At 54.2% G+C, this 20,217-nt stretch carries 19 protein-coding genes and 1 pseudogene; 9 read left to right on the top strand and 11 right to left on the bottom strand.

The features are described 5' to 3' along the window. The first annotated feature begins 40 nt into the window (after positions 1 to 40). Positions 41 to 250, top strand: a complete 210-nt coding sequence (locus tag LKE13_RS12115) for a membrane lipoprotein lipid attachment site-containing protein (RefSeq protein WP_227951630.1) — start codon at positions 41 to 43, stop codon at positions 248 to 250. A 15-nt stretch (positions 251 to 265) separates the two neighbouring features. Here the strand turns inward: LKE13_RS12115 and LKE13_RS12110 are convergent, their stop codons facing one another. After that, positions 266 to 1,846: a class I adenylate-forming enzyme family protein gene (locus tag LKE13_RS12110; RefSeq protein WP_227951629.1), complete on the bottom strand. Its 1,581-nt coding sequence runs from the start codon at positions 1,844 to 1,846 to the stop codon at positions 266 to 268. A gap of 125 nt (positions 1,847 to 1,971) precedes the next feature. Then, positions 1,972 to 3,489, bottom strand: coding sequence for a bifunctional metallophosphatase/5'-nucleotidase (locus LKE13_RS12105; RefSeq protein WP_227951628.1), 1,518 nt, complete (start codon positions 3,487 to 3,489; stop codon positions 1,972 to 1,974). Positions 3,490 to 3,548: 59 nt separating this feature from the next. On the opposite strand from LKE13_RS12105, the gene LKE13_RS12100 reads away from it, so the two are divergent. Beyond that, positions 3,549 to 3,956, top strand: a complete 408-nt coding sequence (locus LKE13_RS12100; RefSeq protein ID WP_227951627.1) for an HIT domain-containing protein — start codon at positions 3,549 to 3,551, stop codon at positions 3,954 to 3,956. Here the strand turns inward: LKE13_RS12100 and LKE13_RS12095 are convergent. Next, positions 3,951 to 4,535 carry a sarcosine oxidase subunit gamma family protein gene (locus tag LKE13_RS12095; RefSeq protein ID WP_227951626.1) on the bottom strand — a complete coding sequence of 195 codons (585 nt, stop codon included), beginning with the start codon at positions 4,533 to 4,535 and terminating at the stop codon, positions 3,951 to 3,953. The genes LKE13_RS12100 and LKE13_RS12095 overlap by 6 nt on opposite strands. After that, positions 4,528 to 6,861, bottom strand: a complete 2,334-nt coding sequence (locus LKE13_RS12090; protein ID WP_227951625.1) for an FAD-binding protein — start codon at positions 6,859 to 6,861, stop codon at positions 4,528 to 4,530. Before LKE13_RS12090 ends, LKE13_RS12095 begins: the two co-directional genes overlap by 8 nt. 121 nt (positions 6,862 to 6,982) lie before the next feature. On the opposite strand from LKE13_RS12090, the gene LKE13_RS12085 reads away from it, so the two are divergent. Further along, positions 6,983 to 7,321: a winged helix-turn-helix transcriptional regulator gene (locus LKE13_RS12085; RefSeq protein ID WP_227951624.1), complete on the top strand. Its 339-nt coding sequence runs from the start codon at positions 6,983 to 6,985 to the stop codon at positions 7,319 to 7,321. 61 nt (positions 7,322 to 7,382) lie between these two features. Then, on the top strand, positions 7,383 to 8,117 hold the full coding sequence (locus LKE13_RS12080) for an SDR family oxidoreductase (protein ID WP_227951623.1): 735 nt from the start codon (positions 7,383 to 7,385) through the stop codon (positions 8,115 to 8,117). On the opposite strand, the pseudogene LKE13_RS12070 reads toward LKE13_RS12080, so the two are convergent. The 4 genes and pseudogenes from LKE13_RS12070 to LKE13_RS12055 all read right to left on the bottom strand — a co-directional run bounded on the left by LKE13_RS12070 (position 8,114) and on the right by LKE13_RS12055 (position 12,345). Further along, positions 8,114 to 9,117: pseudogene (locus LKE13_RS12070) on the bottom strand (alcohol dehydrogenase family protein). The gene LKE13_RS12080 and the pseudogene LKE13_RS12070 overlap by 4 nt on opposite strands. A gap of 119 nt (positions 9,118 to 9,236) precedes the next feature. Beyond that, complete coding sequence (locus LKE13_RS12065) at positions 9,237 to 10,289, bottom strand: DUF2332 domain-containing protein (RefSeq protein ID WP_227951620.1); 1,053 nt, start codon at positions 10,287 to 10,289, stop codon at positions 9,237 to 9,239. Beyond that, a complete protein-coding gene (locus LKE13_RS12060) occupies positions 10,289 to 11,443 on the bottom strand; it encodes an MFS transporter (RefSeq protein WP_227951619.1) in 1,155 nt (384 codons plus the stop codon). The genes LKE13_RS12065 and LKE13_RS12060 overlap by 1 nt, the downstream gene beginning before the upstream one ends. A 107-nt stretch (positions 11,444 to 11,550) precedes the next feature. Beyond that, a complete protein-coding gene (locus LKE13_RS12055; RefSeq protein ID WP_227951618.1) occupies positions 11,551 to 12,345 on the bottom strand; it encodes an N-acyl homoserine lactonase family protein in 795 nt (264 codons plus the stop codon). A 303-nt stretch (positions 12,346 to 12,648) separates the two neighbouring features. Between LKE13_RS12055 and LKE13_RS12050 the strand changes: the two genes are divergently transcribed. Together LKE13_RS12050 and LKE13_RS12045 are read left to right on the top strand one after the other, a co-directional pair. After that, a complete protein-coding gene (locus LKE13_RS12050; protein WP_227951617.1) occupies positions 12,649 to 13,236 on the top strand; it encodes a hypothetical protein in 588 nt (195 codons plus the stop codon). 40 nt (positions 13,237 to 13,276) lie between these two features. Continuing rightward, a complete protein-coding gene (locus tag LKE13_RS12045; RefSeq protein WP_227951616.1) occupies positions 13,277 to 13,912 on the top strand; it encodes a hypothetical protein in 636 nt (211 codons plus the stop codon). A 45-nt stretch (positions 13,913 to 13,957) separates the two neighbouring features. On the opposite strand, the gene LKE13_RS12040 is transcribed toward LKE13_RS12045, so the two are convergent. The 3 genes from LKE13_RS12040 to LKE13_RS12030 form a co-directional block, all read right to left on the bottom strand. Beyond that, a complete protein-coding gene (locus LKE13_RS12040; RefSeq protein ID WP_227951615.1) occupies positions 13,958 to 14,872 on the bottom strand; it encodes a ketopantoate reductase family protein in 915 nt (304 codons plus the stop codon). A 63-nt stretch (positions 14,873 to 14,935) separates the two neighbouring features. Beyond that, the gene (locus LKE13_RS12035) at positions 14,936 to 15,958 is read right to left on the bottom strand and encodes a mechanosensitive ion channel family protein (protein WP_227951614.1); all 1,023 of its coding nucleotides are present in this window, start codon (positions 15,956 to 15,958) and stop codon (positions 14,936 to 14,938) included. Then, complete coding sequence (locus tag LKE13_RS12030; protein ID WP_227951613.1) at positions 15,955 to 17,256, bottom strand: DUF2254 domain-containing protein; 1,302 nt, start codon at positions 17,254 to 17,256, stop codon at positions 15,955 to 15,957. The genes LKE13_RS12035 and LKE13_RS12030 overlap by 4 nt, the downstream gene beginning before the upstream one ends. 356 nt (positions 17,257 to 17,612) lie before the next feature. Between LKE13_RS12030 and LKE13_RS12025 the strand changes: the two genes are divergently transcribed. The 3 genes from LKE13_RS12025 to LKE13_RS12015 all read left to right on the top strand — a co-directional run bounded on the left by LKE13_RS12025 (position 17,613) and on the right by LKE13_RS12015 (position 20,199). Next, positions 17,613 to 18,101: a hypothetical protein gene (locus LKE13_RS12025; protein WP_227951612.1), complete on the top strand. Its 489-nt coding sequence runs from the start codon at positions 17,613 to 17,615 to the stop codon at positions 18,099 to 18,101. 336 nt (positions 18,102 to 18,437) lie between these two features. Continuing rightward, positions 18,438 to 19,580 (top strand): tyrosine-type recombinase/integrase, encoded by a 1,143-nt coding sequence (locus tag LKE13_RS12020; RefSeq protein WP_227951611.1) that lies wholly within the window; start codon positions 18,438 to 18,440, stop codon positions 19,578 to 19,580. Between the two features lie 67 nt (positions 19,581 to 19,647). Beyond that, complete coding sequence (locus tag LKE13_RS12015; protein WP_227951610.1) at positions 19,648 to 20,199, top strand: hypothetical protein; 552 nt, start codon at positions 19,648 to 19,650, stop codon at positions 20,197 to 20,199. The last annotated feature ends 18 nt before the right edge of the window (positions 20,200 to 20,217 follow it).

Here is a 20,217-nt window from a genome sequence, read left to right as displayed (position 1 = left end):
ATTTTGGAATACAGTAAATTAACTATTAGGAGTTCTACGTATGAAAAGATTTACCCTGGTAGCCAGTCTCATGGTGGCGCTATCTGCCTGTGCCGCACCGCCCCCGCCAGGCCCGGGACCAAATGGAATTGTTCGCTATGTTCCGCCCGGACCTGGCGCGGCTCCCGGACCCAGATATGAATGGGTGTATGGTCACGGCCGCGGCTGGGGATGGTGGCATCCGGCCAACGGCTGGTATAGCCGACCTTAACAGTCGGTCTCGGCCTTACGCATTTTCCCAATAGGGCACGCGCAGTTCCCGCTTCATGACCTTGCCGATGGTACTCCGCGGGAGATTGTCACGGAACTCAACCCCGCTGATCCGCTGGGTCTTGCCAAGGCGGTTGTTCACCCAGTCTTTCAGCGTATCCTCGGCCAGGCTTGATCCCGCCTTTGGCACGACAAGCGCGAGCGGGGTTTCGCCCCACTCTTCACTCGGGATACCGATCACGGCGACATCGGCCACATCAGGATGCTGCGCGAGTTCTACCTCGATATCGGCGGCGTAGATATTGAAGCCACCGGAGATAATCATGTCCTTCTTGCGGTCCAGCAAAAAGAGGAAGCCGTCCTCGTCAAACCGGCCCATGTCGCCGCTCTTGAAGAATACCTTTCCATCGGGAGAACGCCAGATCATGTCATTGGTCAGGTCTTCTCGCCCGTGATATCCGGTCATCATGGCGTCCGACCGGCCGACGATCTCACCGATCTCCCCTTGCGCAAGCTGGTCGCCCGCCTCATTGATGATACGGAGTTCAGTCCCCTCGCCCGCCATCCCGACGGAGGCCAGCTTGTCGGGAAATTCCGTGCAGGACAGCGCCGTGCCGATACCGCCTTCGGTAAGCCCGTAAATCTCAATCATCTTGCCGGGCCAGCGGGTGATGATGTCGCGCTTGACCCCTTCCCGCAGCGGCGCGCTGGTGGAGAGTTTCACCTCGAAGCTGCTGAGGTCGTATTTATCGAAATCCGGATGGGCGAGGATGCGCTGATACTGAACCGGCACAAGCATGGCATGGGTGACTTTCTCGGCCGCCGCAATTTCCAGAAACTTCTCGGTGTCGAACTTGGGCATGACAATGATCCGCCCGCCCAGCGCCAGAGTCGGCAGCAGCGCGACCAACGTCGTGTTTGAATACATCGCCGTGGAAACAAGTGTCACCGCCCCTTCGCGAATACCGAGCGCCTCAAAACGGAGGATATGCTGGCTGCGCATTTTCTGGCTCTGCTCGATCCCCTTGGGAACGCCGGTGGTCCCCGACGAATAGATCAGGTTGAACGGGTCCGTTTCCTGCACATCCACATAAAGAGGATCAGTGGAAGCGCCCTTGATCAGATCTTCGTACGCCGTCCAGCCGCCGCCCGCAAAATCGAAGGCGACATATCCATCCGCCGGAACACTGTCGACCTTGCCCCGGAAAGGCTCGATCAAGTCGCGGGTGGATTTGGAGGCAAAAACAAGTTTCGAGCCGCTATCGCGGATCATCACTTCCAACTGCTCGGAGGATGCCATACCCGAAAGCGGCACAATGCAAAGCCCGGCCTGTAGCGCTCCCAGAAACACCTCCAGATACTCGATGCTGCTTTTCGCGAGGACAGCCACCATATCGCCCCGGCCAAGACCACGGCTTGCCAGCATATTGGCGACCATATTGGTGCGCGGCAGGAATTCCGCCCAGGTCCGCGTCTCGCCCTCACATTTAATAACGTCAAGCGACGGGTTCGCCGCGGCGGCGGCGCGAATACGTTCTGCATAATGCACAAAAGGAAAGCTCTCTTCGGCACTATCCGGCGGGGTGGTCTGGCTCATTCTTTCTCCATTCTCATTCGGTCACAGCGGACCGTGTCAATATTTTTATCGCAGATTAACCCCTGCCTCACGCCAAAGCAAAACAAAGAATGGCGTGAAGCCTGCAGTTTTCTGTTTAAGCCGCGCTATTTCGCCGTGATACGTCCGCCGGTGACCTTATTGACGCCCCCCATGCTCCGGATGTAATTCATCACCGTCGTCGCCATCAGGGTTCCGCCCGAGGCGTTGATAAGCTGTTTCTTGCCCTTCAACACCGCATAGCCGTCGCCGCCATCGGCGATATAGTCATTGGTCGCCACGGTATAGGTTTTCTCCATATCCAGCGGCGCCCCGCCGACCATAACCTCGGTCACCCGGGACCCTGAAGGCAGGGTCTTGTCATAGGTGAAGGCAACGCCCGAGACTTGGCCAAAGCGCCCGGCCACATCTTCGACCTTGGAGACGGCTGTCTCCAGCATTTCCTTCACATCCGCACCCTTGAGTTCCACAAGGACGGTGACATTGCCAAAGGGCAACTCAGTCAGGATATCCTTGCGCGTTAATGTGGTGCCCGGATCATAGAGCCGGTCACCTCGAATACCGCCGCCATTGGTAAAGCCGATATCCGCCTTCACTTCCGCGCGCATGGCATCGGCGATCAAGCTACCAAACGCAGCCTCGGTACTGCGAACAGTGGCCCGCGTCGTATCCAGCATTACTGCCGTCTTGCCGATGGCAACGCCAAGTTCCTTGTCTAGCGCGGCCTCATAATCATCGATGATTGCCTTGATTTCCAGGTCCGGAGTAACACCCTTCGTCGCTAACATTTTCCAGCTTGGCAGAACCGAGAGGCGCTTCTTGCCGCGACTTTCAATCCATTCGACATCAAGGTCAAGCACGCCGAGATAAATCCCGTCCGCGCCAGACTGCATGACAGATACACCGTTTTTCACGAAGGTCGCCGCGACATGGTCATGGCCCGCCAACACCGCATGAAGTCCCTCCACCTGTCCGGTCAGGTCCTCATCCTTTGAAAGATCAAGATGTGTGAGCGCGACAATAATCTCCGCTCCCTGCTCCTGCAGCGACTTAACCGCCGCCTTCGATGTTTCGATCACATCAGCGAACTCGATACCCTTGCCCGGCTGGGAGAGATAAACCGTCTCCGGCGTCAGGATACCAAAGAAGCCGACCTTGAACCCGCCCATCTCTATAATCATGGCCGACTGCGCGCCCAGCGCTACCTTGCCCGATGCATCGATGACATTGGTGGCGAGCCAAGGAAAGTTCGATTCGGCAATCCGTTTGGCTGTCACCTCTGGCCCGAAGTCAAATTCATGATTGCCGAGTACCGCAATATCAGTTCCGACCGCATTCATCAGCGCGATCATCTCGGTTCCCTTGCTAAGGCCCGACATGATGGAGGGTGAGATCAAGTCACCGCCGAAGGTAACAATGGCATTAGGGGAACGCTCCTTCTCCGCCTTGATCAGGGTCGACAGCTCGGCAAAGCCACCATTTCCCTTGACCCCGGACAGTTGATAGATGTCATTGAAATGCAGGAAGGTCAGTTTTGTCGGTTCCGCCGACACAGACACGGTGAGCAACAGGAACACCGGTGCCAACAGAATGAGCACGCGGCTAAAAAGCGATTTATGTTTCATGTGATTTCCCTTACCCTGATCGAGTTTTCGGATTTCCCATTATCGCAGGAATTATGACGATGTTCCAGCTTCATTCCCAGCTTGCCAAAGATACCTCTCTCATCATGAATTTACCGCTCTCGCGGGTCCTGCTGATGAATGACGCGCGCTTTCCCTGGATCATCCTGGTGCCGGAGCGAGCAGACCTTGTCGATCTCCATGATTTGACCCATGACGACTACAACGCGCTAACGCGGGAAATACGCGGGGCATCCAAGGCAATGGCAGCGCTCTTCAAGGCGGACAAGATGAATGTTGCAACGCTCGGCAATATGGTACCGCAGCTTCATGTCCATATCATCGTCCGCTATCGCAGTGATGCCGCCTGGCCCGCCCCGGTCTGGGGCAAGGGCACAGCCGAGCTTTATGAGGCAGAAGCAGCAGAGACGCGAATAGAGGACATTCGTAAGGCGCTGGAAAGCCTATAATACCTCATAGCCGAACTGCGCCGCCCGCCGGGTGAGCCAGCGCCAGAGTTCCGCCGCGTGGGAGCGCGGGAGGAGCAGATCATAATGTGCCTTGTCCGGCCGCAGCAGCAGGACATTAATCCCGCCGATATCAGTTGTCATCACCTGCCCGACGGCGAATGCGCTCTCTCGGACGTCTTCGCGGATGCCTCGCCGGAGAAGTGCCGCGACTTGCGGACCACCAAGACGAAGCAAACATTTACTATGGCCGAGCGGGACGACACAACCCTCCTCCGGTGTGATGGCAACCTCCAGTATATCCGCCGGTGCCGCCTCCCCAAGATAGGCAAGCCGGTCCTCGCTAAGATGCAGTAGCCTCCCCTCTTTCAGCCGTTGCGACCCACCTTCTTCTGGTAAATCGCTAATGCTCAGCAGTTCCGCGAGTTTGGAGCGAAGGCTGTCCTGCCTCCAATCCCAGAGGGTAACCTCCAGATAGGAGAAATCCTTTATCTCTAAAAGAGTGACGCCCGGCACCTTATCCAGCTTGCCAAAGCGTCCATGAATACGCTCCCCGCGTAGTGTGGAATTACGGTCAACCATGGCCTATCTCCCGTCGCGGTAGGACACGCGGCGACTGCACCTTGACGTCGATCACTGCTTGCCCGTCTGCCGTGGCGGCGCGGATCAGGGTTCCCTCCCGCGCACGACCGTCACTCAAAAGCGCCAGCGCAATCTCCCGATCATGGCTGGGGCTGTAGCAAGCAGAGGTAATCTCCCCGATGCCCGGACCCATTGCCTCCGTGCCGTCACCCTCATAGAGGTTCATTCTGACGCTGAGTGGCGGAGTCGCCTTCCCCTCCACCTCATAGGAGACAGATTTCAATCCGACAAGCTGCCACCGAGCGCGATGCCGCCCTTCCAGCCGTTCCGGTGGCGCAAGGCCGAGGTCAGCCGCAGTGGCTGTGCCATTCATCTCACGCGGGCCGGGGCGCCCCGCCTCAATCCGCAAAGTCTCCCGCGCTGCCGTGCCGGCAAGGGTTAAACCCTGCGCTTTTCCTTTCTCCAGCAGCAGGTTCCAGAGGATATCCGCATAGCCCGAACGCGTATAAATCTCGAAACCTGAGCCGATGGCGAGATTGATCCGGGCAAGACGGATCGGCAATTCATCCTGCGTAAAATCGCGGAACGCCATCCGTGGTAACGCCTCCCCCATCACCGACATGGGCAGACTATCGGCCAGCAAAGCTTCCGACTTCGGCCCCATCAGGGCGACACCGCCCCATTCATCCGTCACGTCCGTCATCTGCAAGCGCAGTGGCCTTTCCGAAGTGGCCACCAAAGTGTCGAGCCGGTTGCGCACGGTCAGCAATGACCCCGCCGTCGTGGAAAGCATGAAGTGCTGCGGCGCGAGGCACCAACCAAGAACAGAAGCAAGCACAATTCCGTTTTCCTGCGTCAGCAAAGCAGGACGCATCCGCCCCGGCGCAAGTTCCGCCCGTTCCCCGAAAGCGCGGGCGAGCAATCCAGCCGCATCAGGCCCCTGCAGATCGATCTTGCCAAGATGGGAAAGGTCCGCCATGGCAACATCCGTCCACGCGGCCCGTGCCTCCCGATGGCGCGCCGCTTTCAAGGTCTCATCTTTTGCAGGGTACGCAGCAGCGAGTTGCCAGCCTTGCGAAGGACGATGCAAAGCCCCCGCTCGCTTCTGCGCCTCATAAAGCGGGCCGCGCCGAATTTGAGAGAGGGTTTCCGGCCTTGGATTGACCATATCCTCCCCTTCAGCGTTTTCCGGTATGACGCGCGGGAAAACGCCTGCTGACTGGATCAGGCTGTCACACTCAAGATGGATATCGCGGTTAAGTGGATCGGATCCCGCCTTTTGGATCACTATGCCCTGAATATGCCGGAACCCGATGGCGCGAACAACCCGGTGATGCGGATAGAGCGGGATGCCAGCACGGCGCGCGAAATGATGGCAGACGGAGGGGACGTTTTCGCGCGCATCAATAATCGCAGTGGGTTTTATCCCTCGCGCAAGCAGCGACGCCGCGAGCCGATACCCGTCCGTATGCCCGACATAAAGCACCATACAATGCCCCGGTAAAACAGCATAGCGACCGATCAGGGAAAGAGCATATTCTAGATTAAAAATTCCCTGCAATAAATTATTTTGAAAAGAAAAAATCTGATCTTCATATCCAGTTTCGATGATCATTTCCCGCGCCTCAATTTGGCGGAAGCGGCGATCCGGTAAATGCGGATTGCGTGTTGATAAATGCCGTTGCGGACGTTCCTCCGCATGAAGACGTCTTTCCCCTATTCTCTGTAAAGCCGTGGTCCGGGAAAGCATCCGGACATTCGATAGAACTGAGAGGCGCGCGAGCGCCTGCCGCCGCCATTCGCCGGGCGCAAGGCCATCAATCCATTCATCATCATAAAGCAAACTGCCGCCGAAATCGAAATCCCTCTCTACCAAAATTACATCCTGCCCGGCCTCTGCCTTCTCCAGCGCGAGGGTCAACCCGGCCGGACCACTGCCAACAACAAGGCAATCCGTATGGTCATAGACATATTCCGTTTCCAGTTCCGCATCCGTTTCTGCAGAAGGTGCATAGCCCGGCAGAAAACGGCGAAAATGGCCGTTGGTCCGCTGCCGGGCCGCAAGATCGTCATAGAGTTCCTGTGTCACGGGACGGGTGGCGGCAGGTTTTTCTCCGCCGCGGAGGAGAGAGACATTCTCCGGTACGTTAATCCCGTAGGCGAGCAACGCAGAGGCAAGCGTATCCCCCGAAAATCCGCGATAGCCACGCCCGCCAAAGCGAAACGGCACCAGCCGGCTGCGATCTACCGCACCACCGCCGATCCTGTAGACAGGCTGGGCTTGTCCACCCGGAATTCTCAATTTAATTGGCCAGATACGCGCCATCACTACTCATCCTTATTCCGCTTCCTTTCTAACAGGAACGGACAGTTTTACACTACACAGGATTATAGTACATATTGTGGCATTCATTTGGTGTTCTCCAAGGAGATATAAAAGAAAAGAAATGTCAAAAGAATTGAACAAGATACTACGAGTTCTTGAGGAACTACGAAAGATAGATCCGGAGATGCAGCTGCAAATGGCCGCAACGTTAATTCTTGTGGCCAATAAGCAAGGAATAACAATGAAAGAGCTTTCAAAAACACTTGGTATCTCCCAAGCTTCATGCTCAAGAAATGTGGCGGCATTGTCGAAATGGCACCGGCTCAACAAACCGGGACATGACTTAGTTTACGCTTCGGAAGATCCGGGAGAGAGACGTCGCAAGATTGTTTTCCTGACCTCTAAAGGTGAGCAAGTAGCTGAGACCTTATGTTCATTAATAAGTGCCAACGATTATTGACAGATATCCCCACAGGGCCTAGCCTTTTTCGGCGCAGTACCGTCAACATAAGGATAATAATATGACGAAACAATCCTGTCTTGTCGTCGGCGCGGGAGATGCGACCGGCGGTGCCATCGCCAGACGATTTGCCCGCGAAGGGTTTGAAACCTGCATCGTCCGTCGCGCCCGGCATATCGATGACCTGAACAAGCTTGCCGAGGATATTGGCAAGGATGGCGGCAGTGCACATGCCTTCGGTGTCGATGCCCGCGATGAGGACGAAATGATCGATCTGTTCGCGAAGATCGAGAAGGACGTCGCCCCGCTTGGGGCCGTCATCTTCAATATCGGTGGCAATGTCAATTTCCCGATCACCGAAATGACCAGCCGTGTGTATCGCAAGGTTTGGGAGATGAGCAGCTTTGCCGGCTTCCTGACCGGACGGGAGGCGGCGAAAGCCATGCTGCCGCGTGGAAAAGGCACCATCCTCTTTACCGGGGCAACGGCCTCAATCCGTGGTGGGGCGGGATATTCTGCCTTCGCCGGCGCCAAGCATTCGCTCCGCGCCCTCGCCCAGAGTCTTGCACGGGAACTGGGGCCGCAGGGCATTCATGTCGCGCATATCATTATCGACGGGGCCATCGATACACAGTTTGTCGCGGAACGCTTCCCCGAACGCTATGCACTTCGCGAGAAAGATGGCATCTTACAGCCCGAAGATATCGCCGAGAATTACTGGAACCTCCACAGCCAGAACCGTTCCGCATGGACTCATGAGATGGATCTGCGCCCCTGGATGGAGAAAATGGCCTAAGGCACCGTCAGGACAATCTTGCCGACATAGCCCTTCTCGCCAAAGACTGCCTGTGCGCCGCCGATATTGCGCAAGGAGAATGTCTCGGCCACCAGCGGTCGTATCTCCTTGCGTTCTATCCGGCGGACCAGATTGCCGAAGACCTCGGCGTTAAGAACAGTGCAGCCGAAAAAGCTTAAATCCTTGAGATAAAGAGTGCGGATATCCAGCTCGACAATCGGTCCGCCAATGGCAGGGTGGGCCATTTCTCACCCGCAACGAGGTCGACAACCACATCCACGCTGTTTTGGCCAAGTTCGGCAACAAAATCATCGTTCCGACCAAGAATTCTTTCGGCGCCAAGATCAGTAATCGCCTGCGCCTTGGACGGGCTTGTCACTGCGATGACTTTCGCGCCGCGGGCACGGGCGAGCTGCACCGTGGCCGACCCCACACCGCCGGAGGCGCCAGTCACCAGAACCGTCTCCCCCTCCTTGACGCCAGCGCGGGTCAGCATATTTTCGGCGGTGGAATAGGAGCAGGGAAAGGAAGCTAATTCTACATCTGTCAATTCGCTGTCGATTGCATAGGCGTGACGGGCGGCAACTTTTGTATATTGCGCAAACCCGCCGTCACATTCGGAGCCGAAATACCACGGCGGATCCAGCAAGTCGCCGTCGGCTTCTCGGATACAGGGTTCAATCAAAACCCTCTCGCCCACGCGGGCGGAATCGACAGCGTCACCGACAGCAACGATATGCCCGCAGACGTCCGCTCCCTGAATACGCGGAAAAGAAAGCGGTTTTCCCGACCAACTGGCATCTTCGCTATCGGCACTTCCCTTGGAGTACCAGGCAAGCCGCGTATTGATATCCGTATTGTTGACGCCTGCTGCCGACACCCGGATCAGAACATCTTGCGGGCCCGGTTTTGGCATGGGGAGATCCTCCCGCCATTCAAGAACCTCAGGTCCGCCATGTCCTGTGAGGACAACGCCCTGCATCTTGGTGGGTAGGGTCATGGGTTCCTCCGGATGCAATGTCATTTTCATTGCTTTGAGTTGAGAGCTGCTATTCTGTATGTCGATTTTGGCTTGTCCTGCCATGTAGGATCAGGCCATCCATAGTCAATGGCAAAGGCTTACTTCGGCCAGCCCTGCCAATCGATCCAGCGGCCGTGAAAATCGGCACGCCCGACCAGATGCTCCTCTCCTGACGGCCAGAGGATGAGGGTGAGGCCGGTGCCGGGAGACTTTCCGTCAATCTCCATGCGTGCCCAGGCGAGCGGCGCGTCCTTCGTCGCCCGTGCCCCGGCGGCGCGGATGATTTCCTCTCCCCGTGCCCGGGCCTCCTCCGGCAGATACTGCCAGGCAATCGTGCTGTAGATAACATGGGCGACACCTTTCATCGGCTCCGCTGTGCGCGTTTTAAGCCAGTCGAGGGCGTCGGCCTTCTCCACCTTCTCTGGTTGATGCGCGGCAATATCGAAGGCCGCGCGGGTGCGCTGCAAACGGTCCGCCTGATCCGGCCAGATGAAGGACAGCATTCGCTCCCGATCAGCGGCATTACCCGGATCGACGGGAAGTAGATCGCATCCGGCCCGCGTGTGAATATCGAGGGCGACGTCAGGCGCCGCACCGCCCAGCCATTTCGGCGCGATATGAACAGCCGATGCAGGATTACCAAAACTGTCTTCGCCTAGTGTGATATGAAATTCATCGAGGAAAAGGTTAAGTCCCGCGCTCGCCCCGACCTCAGACAGGACAAGCGGCAGGCCGGTCTGGTGCATGACCTCCAGAAACATTGGCAGGGTCGCGCCGACGCGGCGCACCTCATTCGTTTGCGGCGGCCCCTGAAGGCGATGGAGAATAAAGGACTCTTCGTCAACCAGCGCCCCCGCGATAGCAGCCCAAAGATCGTCATCGGAAACGCCGCCATGATGCGGCGGATAGACGGCGGCGAGCGCCTTGCTTTTCCCGGTCAGCACCAGCGCATGCAACGCGCCGCAAAGACGGAGCGGGACTGAATCCCCGAGCGCGGAGGCGTCCCCCTCCCAGCCGAGGATGGTACCGGCAACAGCGCCACCACCGAGCCGGGCGCTCGCGAGGCGGCACACTCTTGCGGTAAAATCAGAACCAAGCTTCTCGCAGGCCTCCCCTTGATCGCTGAAAATTTCCCGTATCGATCTGGCCATTAGCCCTGCCCTCCTGTTGTATGTTTCCCCTGCCGCATCGCAACGACGGACGTGATAAAAATGAGCGCGCAACCCGCGAGAACGCCAAGCGAGACCAGCGGCAGATCATCATATCCCCAGCGCACGGAGACGAAATTCGAAATCCAGGAGCCGACAGAAATACCAAGATAAAGTGCCGCGGCATTGAGCGCGAGCAGCAGGCTACGCCGCTCTGGGTCGATATTGGCGATGCGCTGCTGCTGCGGTGAGTGGAACATCATCCCAAAGGCAGACCAGATCACGATGGCGAAAAAAGCGAGCCACAAGTTCGGGCCAATCGCCCAGATCATCAAAAAACCCGCACCAAGCCCGATAAGGGTGATGAAAATAACCCTGTCCGGTCCGAAGCGGTCACTCAGCCGCCCGGCAAAGACATTGCCCAGCACCCCGTTGATCCCATAAGCCAAGAGTACCAGCGCGATCAGGTCTTCAGCGAGGCCAAATTTATGCGACATAAAAGGCGCGATCAGGGCGTAGGTGCTGAAAATCGCGGTCATCTGCAGAAAGGTGGTGAACACCGCAAAGGAGGAACGAACGCGCGTCAGCGCCTCAACAATATGAGAGAACCGGATCGGCGCGCCGGCCTGCCGGTCCTTCACAAAATAAAGGATAGACGCCATGGAACTCAGCGCCACCAAAGCCAGTAAAAGATGCACCAGACGCCAGCTCATTAAAGTGCCGAGATAAGCGGAAATCGGCGTTCCGAGAACAGAAGCGAAGGTCAGTCCGGCGAAGACGATCCCCATGGCCCTGCCCTGCTGCTCCGGTGGGGCGAGGCCAGCGCCAATGGCGGAGCACATCGGACTGATCGCGGCTGCGCTGAGGCCCATCAGCCCGCGCGAAATAAACAACATCTCGTAACTTGTAGATGCCGCCCCCAATACCAATGCGAGCGCCAGAAGGCCAAGCCCCGTACAAAGTATTTTTATTCGCGCAAACCCGCTGAAAATCACCTGTGTTAGCGGCGCGGCAATGGCAAAGGCGAGCGCAAAGACTGTCACCAGAAAGGCAATATCCGAGGGCGGCACCTGAAGCCCGCCCGATATCTGCCAGGTCAGCGCAATAACCGAAAGACTGGATGTGCCGACCATGAAATAGGCGGAGCTGAGCGACACTAACGCCCAGAGCGGAAAAGGTTTTTTTGTTATTGTTGTCGTTTCCATGCGCGGGAGAATAGCAAATGTCTCACCGCCGACCTAGCGCGAAATACCGCGCACTCCACTCATAATTTCGGTTCCGCATGGAGCTGAACGATATTCTCCGATCCGCCGTCAATGATGGGATACCACGCACGGGTTAAGGGATCATGCCCCGGGATGATATGATTATCGCTATCAGCAAGCGAGCGCAGCGTATCGTAGCCGCGCAATGTCTGTTCCATATCCACAACGATGGGGAACGGCTTTCCGGTGCGGTAATTCTCATAAAAATGGCTGCTGTCGGAAGCCAGCACCACCCAGCCCCGCCGGGTCCGCACGCGCACACATTGCTGCCCACGTGTATGCCCGCCGATCAGATGGACCTCCACCCCCGGCGCGACTTCCCTTGCCCCCTCGCAGAACTCGACATTACCCGCATAAAGAGAGCGAACCATCTCGATCACATGCTCCCCGGTGAAAGGATGGCGCAGCGCGTCATGGCACATGCAGGGGCCGGTGACATATTCAATCTCCGCCGGTTGCACATAGAGTTTGGCGTTGCGAAATTCATAGAGCGATCCGGCATGGTCATAATGCATATGGGTCACAATGACCTTGTCGATACTCGATGGCGGCAGGCCGAAATCGGTCAGCATCTGCGCCGGTGTCTGTATGATCGGTCGGTTGCGGAGCTTCCCCTCCTCCGCATCGAAGCCGGTATCGACAAGAATAGTCTGACCGCCATTCTTCAGAACCCAGACATAGAAATCGATAGGGTGCGGCGCATCGTGATCATCGGCGAACAGAAAAGATTCCCGCCGCGTCCGGTTTTCCTTCGCCGCATAGCGTAGCGCGTATATTTCCCAAGTATCGTTCATAATCCCTCCCTCACCGGCCTTTGCGCCGTTTTTGTTTATTATCATTCGAGAATACGATGTTCGATGCGGGATGCAACAGGCTATATTGTCGTAACTCTCGCTTCGCCTGAGAAAAAGATAAAGAGGATCGGTGAAAACTGATCTTTTTTGAATAACTGCAGGCTATGTAAAACAGGTGAAAATTCATCCATAAATGGATTAGACCTTGCGGACCGCCTCCCGATACTTTATCGAAAAAGTAGAAAAATATATGAATCAACACTCAATTTTTATTGCTCCACAATAATAAATCAGGATCGGGATATGAAATACTTTGCTGTTGTCGCTTTTGCATTGGCTCTCACCGCTTGCGCCGCCGGGACAAATTTTCAGAAATTGGGACCGGATCAACTTGCCTATGGAAAAAGCACCTCTGTTGACGTCGTCCAGAAACAAGGCTCACCAACTAACACGGGAACAACAACAAAAAATGGAACGTCCTTTGACTTTGTTGCCTATGTATTCGCAGATGCTGGTGGCAAACCCGATACAGAGAATGTGACGCCAGCTCGTGGGCAAACTTTCTATTTCAAAGATGATATTTTGGTAGGGAGCGACTTTACGAGTTCCTGGGAAAGCGACTCAACCAATTTTGACGAGAGTAAAATCGACATGATTAAAAAGGGTTCGACAACGGTCGACGAATTGGTCGCGCTTTTCGGACAACCGAACGGTGAGTATATCTATCCCTTTGTCGCCAATGAAGGAGAGCGAGCCAAAGTATACATACATTCACAGACGACCGTAACAGGACTGGAAGTTTCATCAAAAAGAAAAGAACTCATCGTAACCTATAGTCCCGCAACCAATGTTGTTACCGATGTTGAATTTAACAAGGCTGGCATTGAATAATATTATATCATTGGCAAGAAATTTCGCGTGGTAAACCACAATGATCGCTCCCGCCTATGTGTATTGTAAAATCCGGTTTGAGACCATGAAATCTGGCATCTTTGCTGTCTTGTGTCTGGTTCTTCTCAATGCGTGCGCTGCGCCAAAATTAGACCAGAACTTCATCTATTCAGCGGCAAGTCCGAATGCAATGATTGCTGTGCGTGACTATCGAATAAAGAAAGGCGCGACTGTTACCATACGCAAAGTTAATATGGCAACAGGCGAGCTTTTCGGTAGAGCTTTAATTCTAGGTGACAACAAAACCACGAGTACGCCTGCATTTCATATGAAGGAGCTTCCTCCCGGAGTTTATTCGATTGTTGCTATTACAACGACAAGCCAAGTCGGCTTTAGACGTTATGTAAATCACAAATGCTATTCACCTATACTAGAGGTTTTTGAGATTTCCGCTGGCAAGATCAACGCGGTAAAGGTCGGAAAACTCCGGCCAGGAACGTCACTTCCAGAGCCGGAGCTTGATAAAATATTAAGTACCTTTGCGGGAATAACCGCGCCGGTAAGGCAAGCAAAACTGCTCGGGTATCTCGACGTAAAAGGGAGAGAATGCCGAAGCAAAATGCGTGAAGATATTAAAGTAAAAGTACTGAAGATAAGTATGGGCACGGCAGCCTAATTTATAACGGTTCAGCGATACCCAGCACACTCTGATATACGAAGTTCAATCCCCCCGCCCCTGCACTACCGCCATATGGGTATAGGCGATTTTTAGGAGGGGGCAATCGATGTTCTCTGGCGCGCCTTTTTCGATCAGGTCGCCGAGAATATGTTCATGCTCCGTGCGGAGGCCGCCGACAAGATCGCGCATCATTGAGGCGGTAAAGATCGAGCCCTCTTTTGTCAGCATGGCAAGCTGCCCGGCCTGCACTTTCTCAGGGATCGGATGGCTGTTCGCGGCGGCAATGGCGCAGGCCTCGGCATGGGTGCGGCGGGACATCTCCGCGCCGTAGCGGGTCGCGACAATCTCCCCGATGGAGCCAAGGCAAAGCGTTGTCATGGCCGCAAGCGTCGCCAGCATCACCCATTTCTCCCAAAGGGACTGCTCGATATCTTCGCTATAGGTGAAGTTGAAATCTGCCTTCTCGCAAAGCGCGGCAAACTCCCGCGCGGTCGCTTCCTGTGCGGTTGTGCGATGACCAACAATGAGCCCGCCAAGATCGCCCAGACGCTTGACCGCGCCCGTCTCCGTAATCATCGCCGCGATATGGGCAACGCCGCCCATTACCCGATCTTTGCCATATCTGCCATCCAGAAATTCAAGATGGTTGTAGCCATTCAGGAACGGCAGAAACAGCCCCTTCCCGCTCGCCTTTTCAAGAGAGTTCAGCGAGTCCCTCAAGTCATATGATTTCGGCGCGAGCATGATCAGGTCATAATCGGGCGTCAATTGATCGGCGGTCAGTGATTTCGGGTGTATGGTGAAGCTGCCGCCATCATTCTCGATGGTGAGGCCATTTTCAGAGATCAGCTTGTGCCGTTTGTCGCGTAAGAGGAAGGTAATATCCGCCCCCGCCTGCATCAGTTTCGCGCCAAAATATCCGCCCACGCCCCCGGCGCCTACGATCAGTATCTTCATGAATGTTGCCTCAACCATTTTCCCGAGTTTTAAAGTGATCGATCCTCTATGGGACTTTTGCGCTTACTTATCAATCAGCAATGTACCCGACTTGGAATTGTCTCGCGGCTTTTCTGCTTCCGGGTCATTCTGGCTGATGGTCAGCTTTGGCGGCGGCGGGCCTGCGACCACCTCCTCAGTCTCTGGTGGTGTGGTTGTAGCGGCGGTGGGGCTGCCCCCCAGCTTCGGCGTGCCATCGGTACTCTGGTAATAGATCAGCTGTGGATCAGTCGGATCAATGTCATTTGCCTCAAACGCTTCCTTGATGGCGCGGACCACGCGTGAACGGGTCACCACCTCGGCGGAGCGTTCGGAATTAATCCACCAGCGGACCTTCATCGCGAGGGAGGTTGAGCCCAGGTTCCAGCAGAGGATCTGTGGCGGCGGATCGGTCAGGATTTCATCCACCTGCTCTAGCGAATTCTCGATGATAGTGGTCATCTTGCCAATATCATAAATATAACCGACCGTCAGGTCGATCTCGACCCGGCGCTTCTTCTGCGAGGTATGGACAACGACGGTGCCGGTATAGATTGTCGTGTTCGGAACGACAATATCCCGGCCATCATAGGTCCGAATAACTGTCGCCCGCGGTTCAATGCGCAAGACTGTCCCTTCCGCATCACCGACTTTTATCTGATCACCGCGCCGAAACGGCATCCTGAGCAGGATCAGTAATCCCGCCAGCCAGTTCTGCAGAATATCCTTGAAGGCGAAACCGAGTGCGAGTGAGCCGATGCCAAGGCTTGCCAGCATATCTGCAGGCTTGACGGAGGGAAAGACAATGGTCATTGACAAAAGAAGGCCGAAAACAATCACCCCCCAGAAACTGAAACTGGAAAGGATGAGCCCAAGGTCCCGCCGGTCCGTGCGACGGAAATACGCCACCACCAGATGCTTCACCATATATGCCAGAAGGCTGAACAGGATCATCGCAAGCAGGCCGACAATCATATTGGGAACAAGCCCGTAGAATGTGTCCGCCCAGTTCCTGATCGTCTCCTGTGCGAGAGTTACCCCTGTGGCAAGAGGTTCGGTATTATTCATTTCGCGCCCTTCTCTTGCTGCTCCCGAACAGCTTTACGGATGGCGGGCGGCAGCACCTCGACCACACTCTCGATATCTTCGGGCAATTGGTTTGACTTTTCAACTTCTCGTATCAGCAAGAGTGCGTGTTCAGTTAGCAGGTTCTGGACCCCCTTCCCACAGGTCGCGCAGAGCCGCGCATAGGCCCGTGCGATACAGATCGCCATCAGGATATTACCGCCCGAGGCCTGACGCAGCGGATGGAACGCCTGGTTGATCAGGTTGCCGATAGACAGCTGCGGGATCATAAGCCGGATGTTACCCTCCTCATCCTTGTGGATGGAAGCGGTGGCGGCCTCCTGCGTGTCCGCCTGAGACAGGGCGTCCGAAATGCCATCAACCGTGGCAATGGCCGTGTAAGTATCATTGACGCCGGGCGACAGCGCCCTGAGCGCAATTTCCAGCAGCAGATTGACGGAGAACTCAATCGGGCTGTCTTCCGAGCGGGAGGGGCGGATCGAGATCTGCTTCTGGATGGAATCCACGGTATCTTCATCCAGCTCCTTCGTCGCCTTAATCATGACTTCCTCGCCAAGGGTATAAGCGCCGCGCGCTTTCTGGATCTCCAGCGTTACGTCAGCCTTTGTCGCGATTTCCGTCAGTTTGTCTTCATTGAGGGACCCGAGATAACCGGGTTTACCGGCGGTAATGTCGAAAACGAAGTCATCGACCTTTTCCACGGCTTTTTTACGCTCCTTATTCTCTTCTTCTCCCCGGCTCTTGTTCCGGGCATCAAGGGCGGCCTTCAGTTTTTTCGTGATGGCGGCGATTTCATCATCGATGGCAACGCTTTCAGAGACATTTCTGACAAAATAGATAAGCTGCATCACGCAGAGCGTCGCCAGAACCTCAGCCCCGAGGATAGTGAGGTTCGGTACAAAGTCGCTCTTAACGAAGGTCGTGGCCAGCAGGGCATAAATAAAGGTTCCACCGAAGATGCCGGCCGTCACCTGGTTCACGATATCAGAGGTAAATCGTTTCAGCATTCGCGGCGCGAGATTGCCCGCCGCCAGGGCAAACACCACAAGAACGATTGAGTAGGTCAGCGTCAGAGCCGACATCGCCCCACCGGCGATCACCGAGAGGATTGTGCGGGCCGTTTCCGGCGCCAGGTCCTGCAAATACGGATCAAGCGCCCGGAGACTCCAGAAACTCTCTCCATAGCCAATTACTAATGCAAAGGCGCCAATCGACAGGGCAATCCCCGCCGGAATGGTTTGCAGCATCACGAACGGATGGCGCAGGAATGCAAAATTCATTGTATCTTACACATGTTTGAGTACCCTCTTGCTTGTCGCAAGCTAAACACGATGCTCGGGATTTTCATAGTCAAATCAGTATCCGGTATTTCGGTTATTCCATGACTTGAAAGCCCGCCAGCCAGTGGCAGCGTAGACGCCATAGGCATCAGGTTCCACGTCACACCCAAAAATGAGATATATATCACACTCGCGCTTCTTTTTCCCATCAATCCCTTGAACTACCGCGCCAGCAGTGTAGATGGTCCCCTTTAACGCACCTAGTTTCCGTTCGCATATGAAGTTTCGTTGCGAAACGGAGATTTTTAGGTAAGATTATAAAAATCTAAACTACGAAGACTGGCAACCGACGCGATATGAAATCAAAATTCCGGATAATATTGGAAAAATCTTTCGACAACTGCGATCTGCAGGTGCGGGATTATGGTAAAGAGCAGTTAAACCTGATAAAAGCGACAGGCCCGATTGACCGTCGGCAACGTGGGATCGTCTTTCGTGAAATCCTGAAAATTAACGATACAGGCAACTTCTTCTATATCCTGGATAACCGGGGCGGCTTCGAGATCGAACTCTCCCCCGCCGACATGACTTACCTCAATGCGCTGCTCTATGATGGCGGCATTCGCTATGTACGTGGCGGAGTTGTCACTCTGGACGTCGCCTATAGCCTGTTGGTTTCCCTCGCCAAGGCCAAGGCGCGCGCCGAAAATTTCGAGGTTGAACTGGTCTCCACCACAATTTTTGTCGAAGCCGAGGAATTTGTAAAATCAAAATTGATCGAACTGGTGAATGCCAGCAAGGAAAAATCTCTTACCGGCAACCTTTTGAATATCCGAAAATGGTAGGCGCTACAGGGTTCGAACCTGTGACCCGCTGATTAAGAGTCCTCAAAACAGCCCTTTCTCCGATTTTTTATATTCTACTCCACATTACATCAATATACTGTTTTATATAATATTTTTGTATTTTTCTTTACGAAAGCCGCCGAAGAGATTACGCTCCAATTCTCGATAATTTGCTTACCTAATGCTTACCTATATGTTTTCTGACTATAAGATCAGCAAATGAGAGTTGATTTAAAGCGGTTGGTATTAGGCAAGGCATTTGATAGAGCGATATGCCACAAATAATCCTAGGTTTTCTGCCCGGGTAAGCGCGGGTAAGCAGTGCCGGAGATAGACATGCCCAAACTTACGAAACGATTTGTTGATCTTGCAGCCCTCCCCTCGCCCGGCGAAAAAGATATTTTTCATTGGGATAGTGAGTTGAAAGGCTTTGGCCTAAGGATCAAGCATACGGGTATTAAAAGCTATCTCGTACAGTATCGAAAGGACGGGCGGTCCCGTCGGCTCACCTTGGCCAAACATGGAGCCCTTACCGCAGATCAGGCGCGGCAGCGCGCCCGTATCGAGCTTGGTAACGTCGCGAAAGGGGAAGACCCGGCAGAAGATCGGCAACAGCAACGTAAGGCTCCCACTTTCGCGCATCTTGCGGAAGACTATATCAAGCGCCATGCCCTCCCGAACAAACGCCCAAAGTCGGTTAAAGATGACCAGTCCATGCTGGATAATTACCTTCTGCCGAAACTTGGCAATTTGAAGGTACAGAATATCCGCCAACGAGATTTAGAACAGATTATCCTGAAACTGCGGGAGACCCCTTATCGCGCCAACCGTGTCCGCGCACTCGCATCAAAGATGTTTAATCTCGCCGGTCATTGGGGTTGGTCAGACAAGAACCCGGTAACCGGTATTCCTAAATTTCAGGAGCAGAAGCGAGACCGTTGGCTATCAGAGGGTGAACTTCAAAGACTTGCCACTGTTCTCGAAAACCACCCGAACGAACGCGCCGTTACCATCGTAAGAATGTTGATCCTTACAGGCGCAAGGCGGGGTGAATTAATGTCTGCAAAATGGGAGGATTTTAATTTTGAGCGCGCCGTATGGACAAAACCCGCTCATACCACCAAGCAGAAACGAACGGAATATGTCCCCCTATCAGATGACGCGATACGTATCATGACAGACTGGCGAGACGGCCAACCAGAAATTGGGGAATACGCCTTCCCCGGCAAAAGGGCCGGTCAACCGGTGACAGAAATCAAACGCTTCTGGGATGAGGTGCGCGCCGCCGCCAATCTGCCAGACGTGCGGCTCCACGATCTCCGACACACATTTGCCTCGCATCTTGTATCAAGTGGCGTATCGTTACCTATCGTAGGAAAACTCCTAGGCCATACCCAGCCACAAACGACCCAACGTTACGCGCATTTAGCCGATGATCCGTTGCGGGAAGCTGCCAATAAAATGTACGGTAAATTTTAACATGGCCTTATACGATCATTAATTGTACGCTTCAACATAACCTAGGAATTCTGAAATTGGCAGAAAAATGGATGATTTTTGGAATACTGTTTTAATAGCTTTAATTTCATCAGCATCAGTCGGCTTCTTCACTCTCGCGGGCACATATATGTCAACCAGAGCCAGCTTAAGGGCCATTTCCCAACAGTTTGATCTTAAAAGCGAAGCCGAACACCTGAGCTTATTGAGAAGTCGAGGCGAAGAACTATTTGAAACTACGGCTATTTGGGCTAACAATTTGTTTTCCCATAACATTTCGTTAATAAAAGTCATGAATAACGAAATATCGTATAATGACCATCTTGATCTATCCATCAATTCTAGTACCAGCGATAACAGAGGATTGATGCGTATCGAAATGCTGATTGATGTTTATTTTCCAAATATTCGAGAAGAATATGAAGCCATTTTAGACGCTCGTGAACATCTTAACAATATTACGTTTAAGCACAAAGTAGCATACAAAAATGGAGAAGATGGAATTCGCTTTTTAAAGCTATTTCAAGATGCCTTGAAGAATGTCGAGCAAGAAGCAGAAAAATTAAAACTATCTATCTCAAACGAACTCAAAAGCATATGAAATACGTTTCTGGCTTAT

Source organism: Sneathiella sp. HT1-7 (assembly GCF_020731145.1).
Lineage (GTDB): Bacteria > Pseudomonadota > Alphaproteobacteria > Sneathiellales > Sneathiellaceae > Sneathiella.
This window is presented reverse-complemented; position numbering and strand designations above follow the sequence as displayed.

What these genes read in the sequence shown, in the direction of transcription:
- LKE13_RS12100 (WP_227951627.1), top strand. Translation starts at nt 3,549, where the DNA reads ATGTTCCAGCTTCATTCCCAGCTTGCCAAAGATACCTCTCTCATCATG.
- LKE13_RS12020 (WP_227951611.1), top strand. Translation starts at nt 18,438, where the DNA reads ATGCCCAAACTTACGAAACGATTTGTTGATCTTGCAGCCCTCCCCTCG.
- LKE13_RS12090 (WP_227951625.1), bottom strand. Translation starts at nt 6,861, where the DNA reads ATGGCGCGTATCTGGCCAATTAAATTGAGAATTCCGGGTGGACAAGCC.
- LKE13_RS12115 (WP_227951630.1), top strand. Translation starts at nt 41, where the DNA reads ATGAAAAGATTTACCCTGGTAGCCAGTCTCATGGTGGCGCTATCTGCC.
- LKE13_RS12030 (WP_227951613.1), bottom strand. Translation starts at nt 17,256, where the DNA reads ATGAATTTTGCATTCCTGCGCCATCCGTTCGTGATGCTGCAAACCATT.
- LKE13_RS12050 (WP_227951617.1), top strand. Translation starts at nt 12,649, where the DNA reads ATGAAATACTTTGCTGTTGTCGCTTTTGCATTGGCTCTCACCGCTTGC.
- LKE13_RS12105 (WP_227951628.1), bottom strand. Translation starts at nt 3,489, where the DNA reads ATGAAACATAAATCGCTTTTTAGCCGCGTGCTCATTCTGTTGGCACCG.
- LKE13_RS12040 (WP_227951615.1), bottom strand. Translation starts at nt 14,872, where the DNA reads ATGAAGATACTGATCGTAGGCGCCGGGGGCGTGGGCGGATATTTTGGC.
- LKE13_RS12085 (WP_227951624.1), top strand. Translation starts at nt 6,983, where the DNA reads ATGTCAAAAGAATTGAACAAGATACTACGAGTTCTTGAGGAACTACGA.
- LKE13_RS12065 (WP_227951620.1), bottom strand. Translation starts at nt 10,289, where the DNA reads ATGGCCAGATCGATACGGGAAATTTTCAGCGATCAAGGGGAGGCCTGC.
- LKE13_RS12055 (WP_227951618.1), bottom strand. Translation starts at nt 12,345, where the DNA reads ATGAACGATACTTGGGAAATATACGCGCTACGCTATGCGGCGAAGGAA.
- LKE13_RS12015 (WP_227951610.1), top strand. Translation starts at nt 19,648, where the DNA reads ATGGATGATTTTTGGAATACTGTTTTAATAGCTTTAATTTCATCAGCA.
- LKE13_RS12080 (WP_227951623.1), top strand. Translation starts at nt 7,383, where the DNA reads ATGACGAAACAATCCTGTCTTGTCGTCGGCGCGGGAGATGCGACCGGC.
- LKE13_RS12095 (WP_227951626.1), bottom strand. Translation starts at nt 4,535, where the DNA reads ATGGTTGACCGTAATTCCACACTACGCGGGGAGCGTATTCATGGACGC.
- LKE13_RS12110 (WP_227951629.1), bottom strand. Translation starts at nt 1,846, where the DNA reads ATGAGCCAGACCACCCCGCCGGATAGTGCCGAAGAGAGCTTTCCTTTT.
- LKE13_RS12035 (WP_227951614.1), bottom strand. Translation starts at nt 15,958, where the DNA reads ATGAATAATACCGAACCTCTTGCCACAGGGGTAACTCTCGCACAGGAG.
- LKE13_RS12025 (WP_227951612.1), top strand. Translation starts at nt 17,613, where the DNA reads ATGAAATCAAAATTCCGGATAATATTGGAAAAATCTTTCGACAACTGC.
- LKE13_RS12045 (WP_227951616.1), top strand. Translation starts at nt 13,277, where the DNA reads ATGATCGCTCCCGCCTATGTGTATTGTAAAATCCGGTTTGAGACCATG.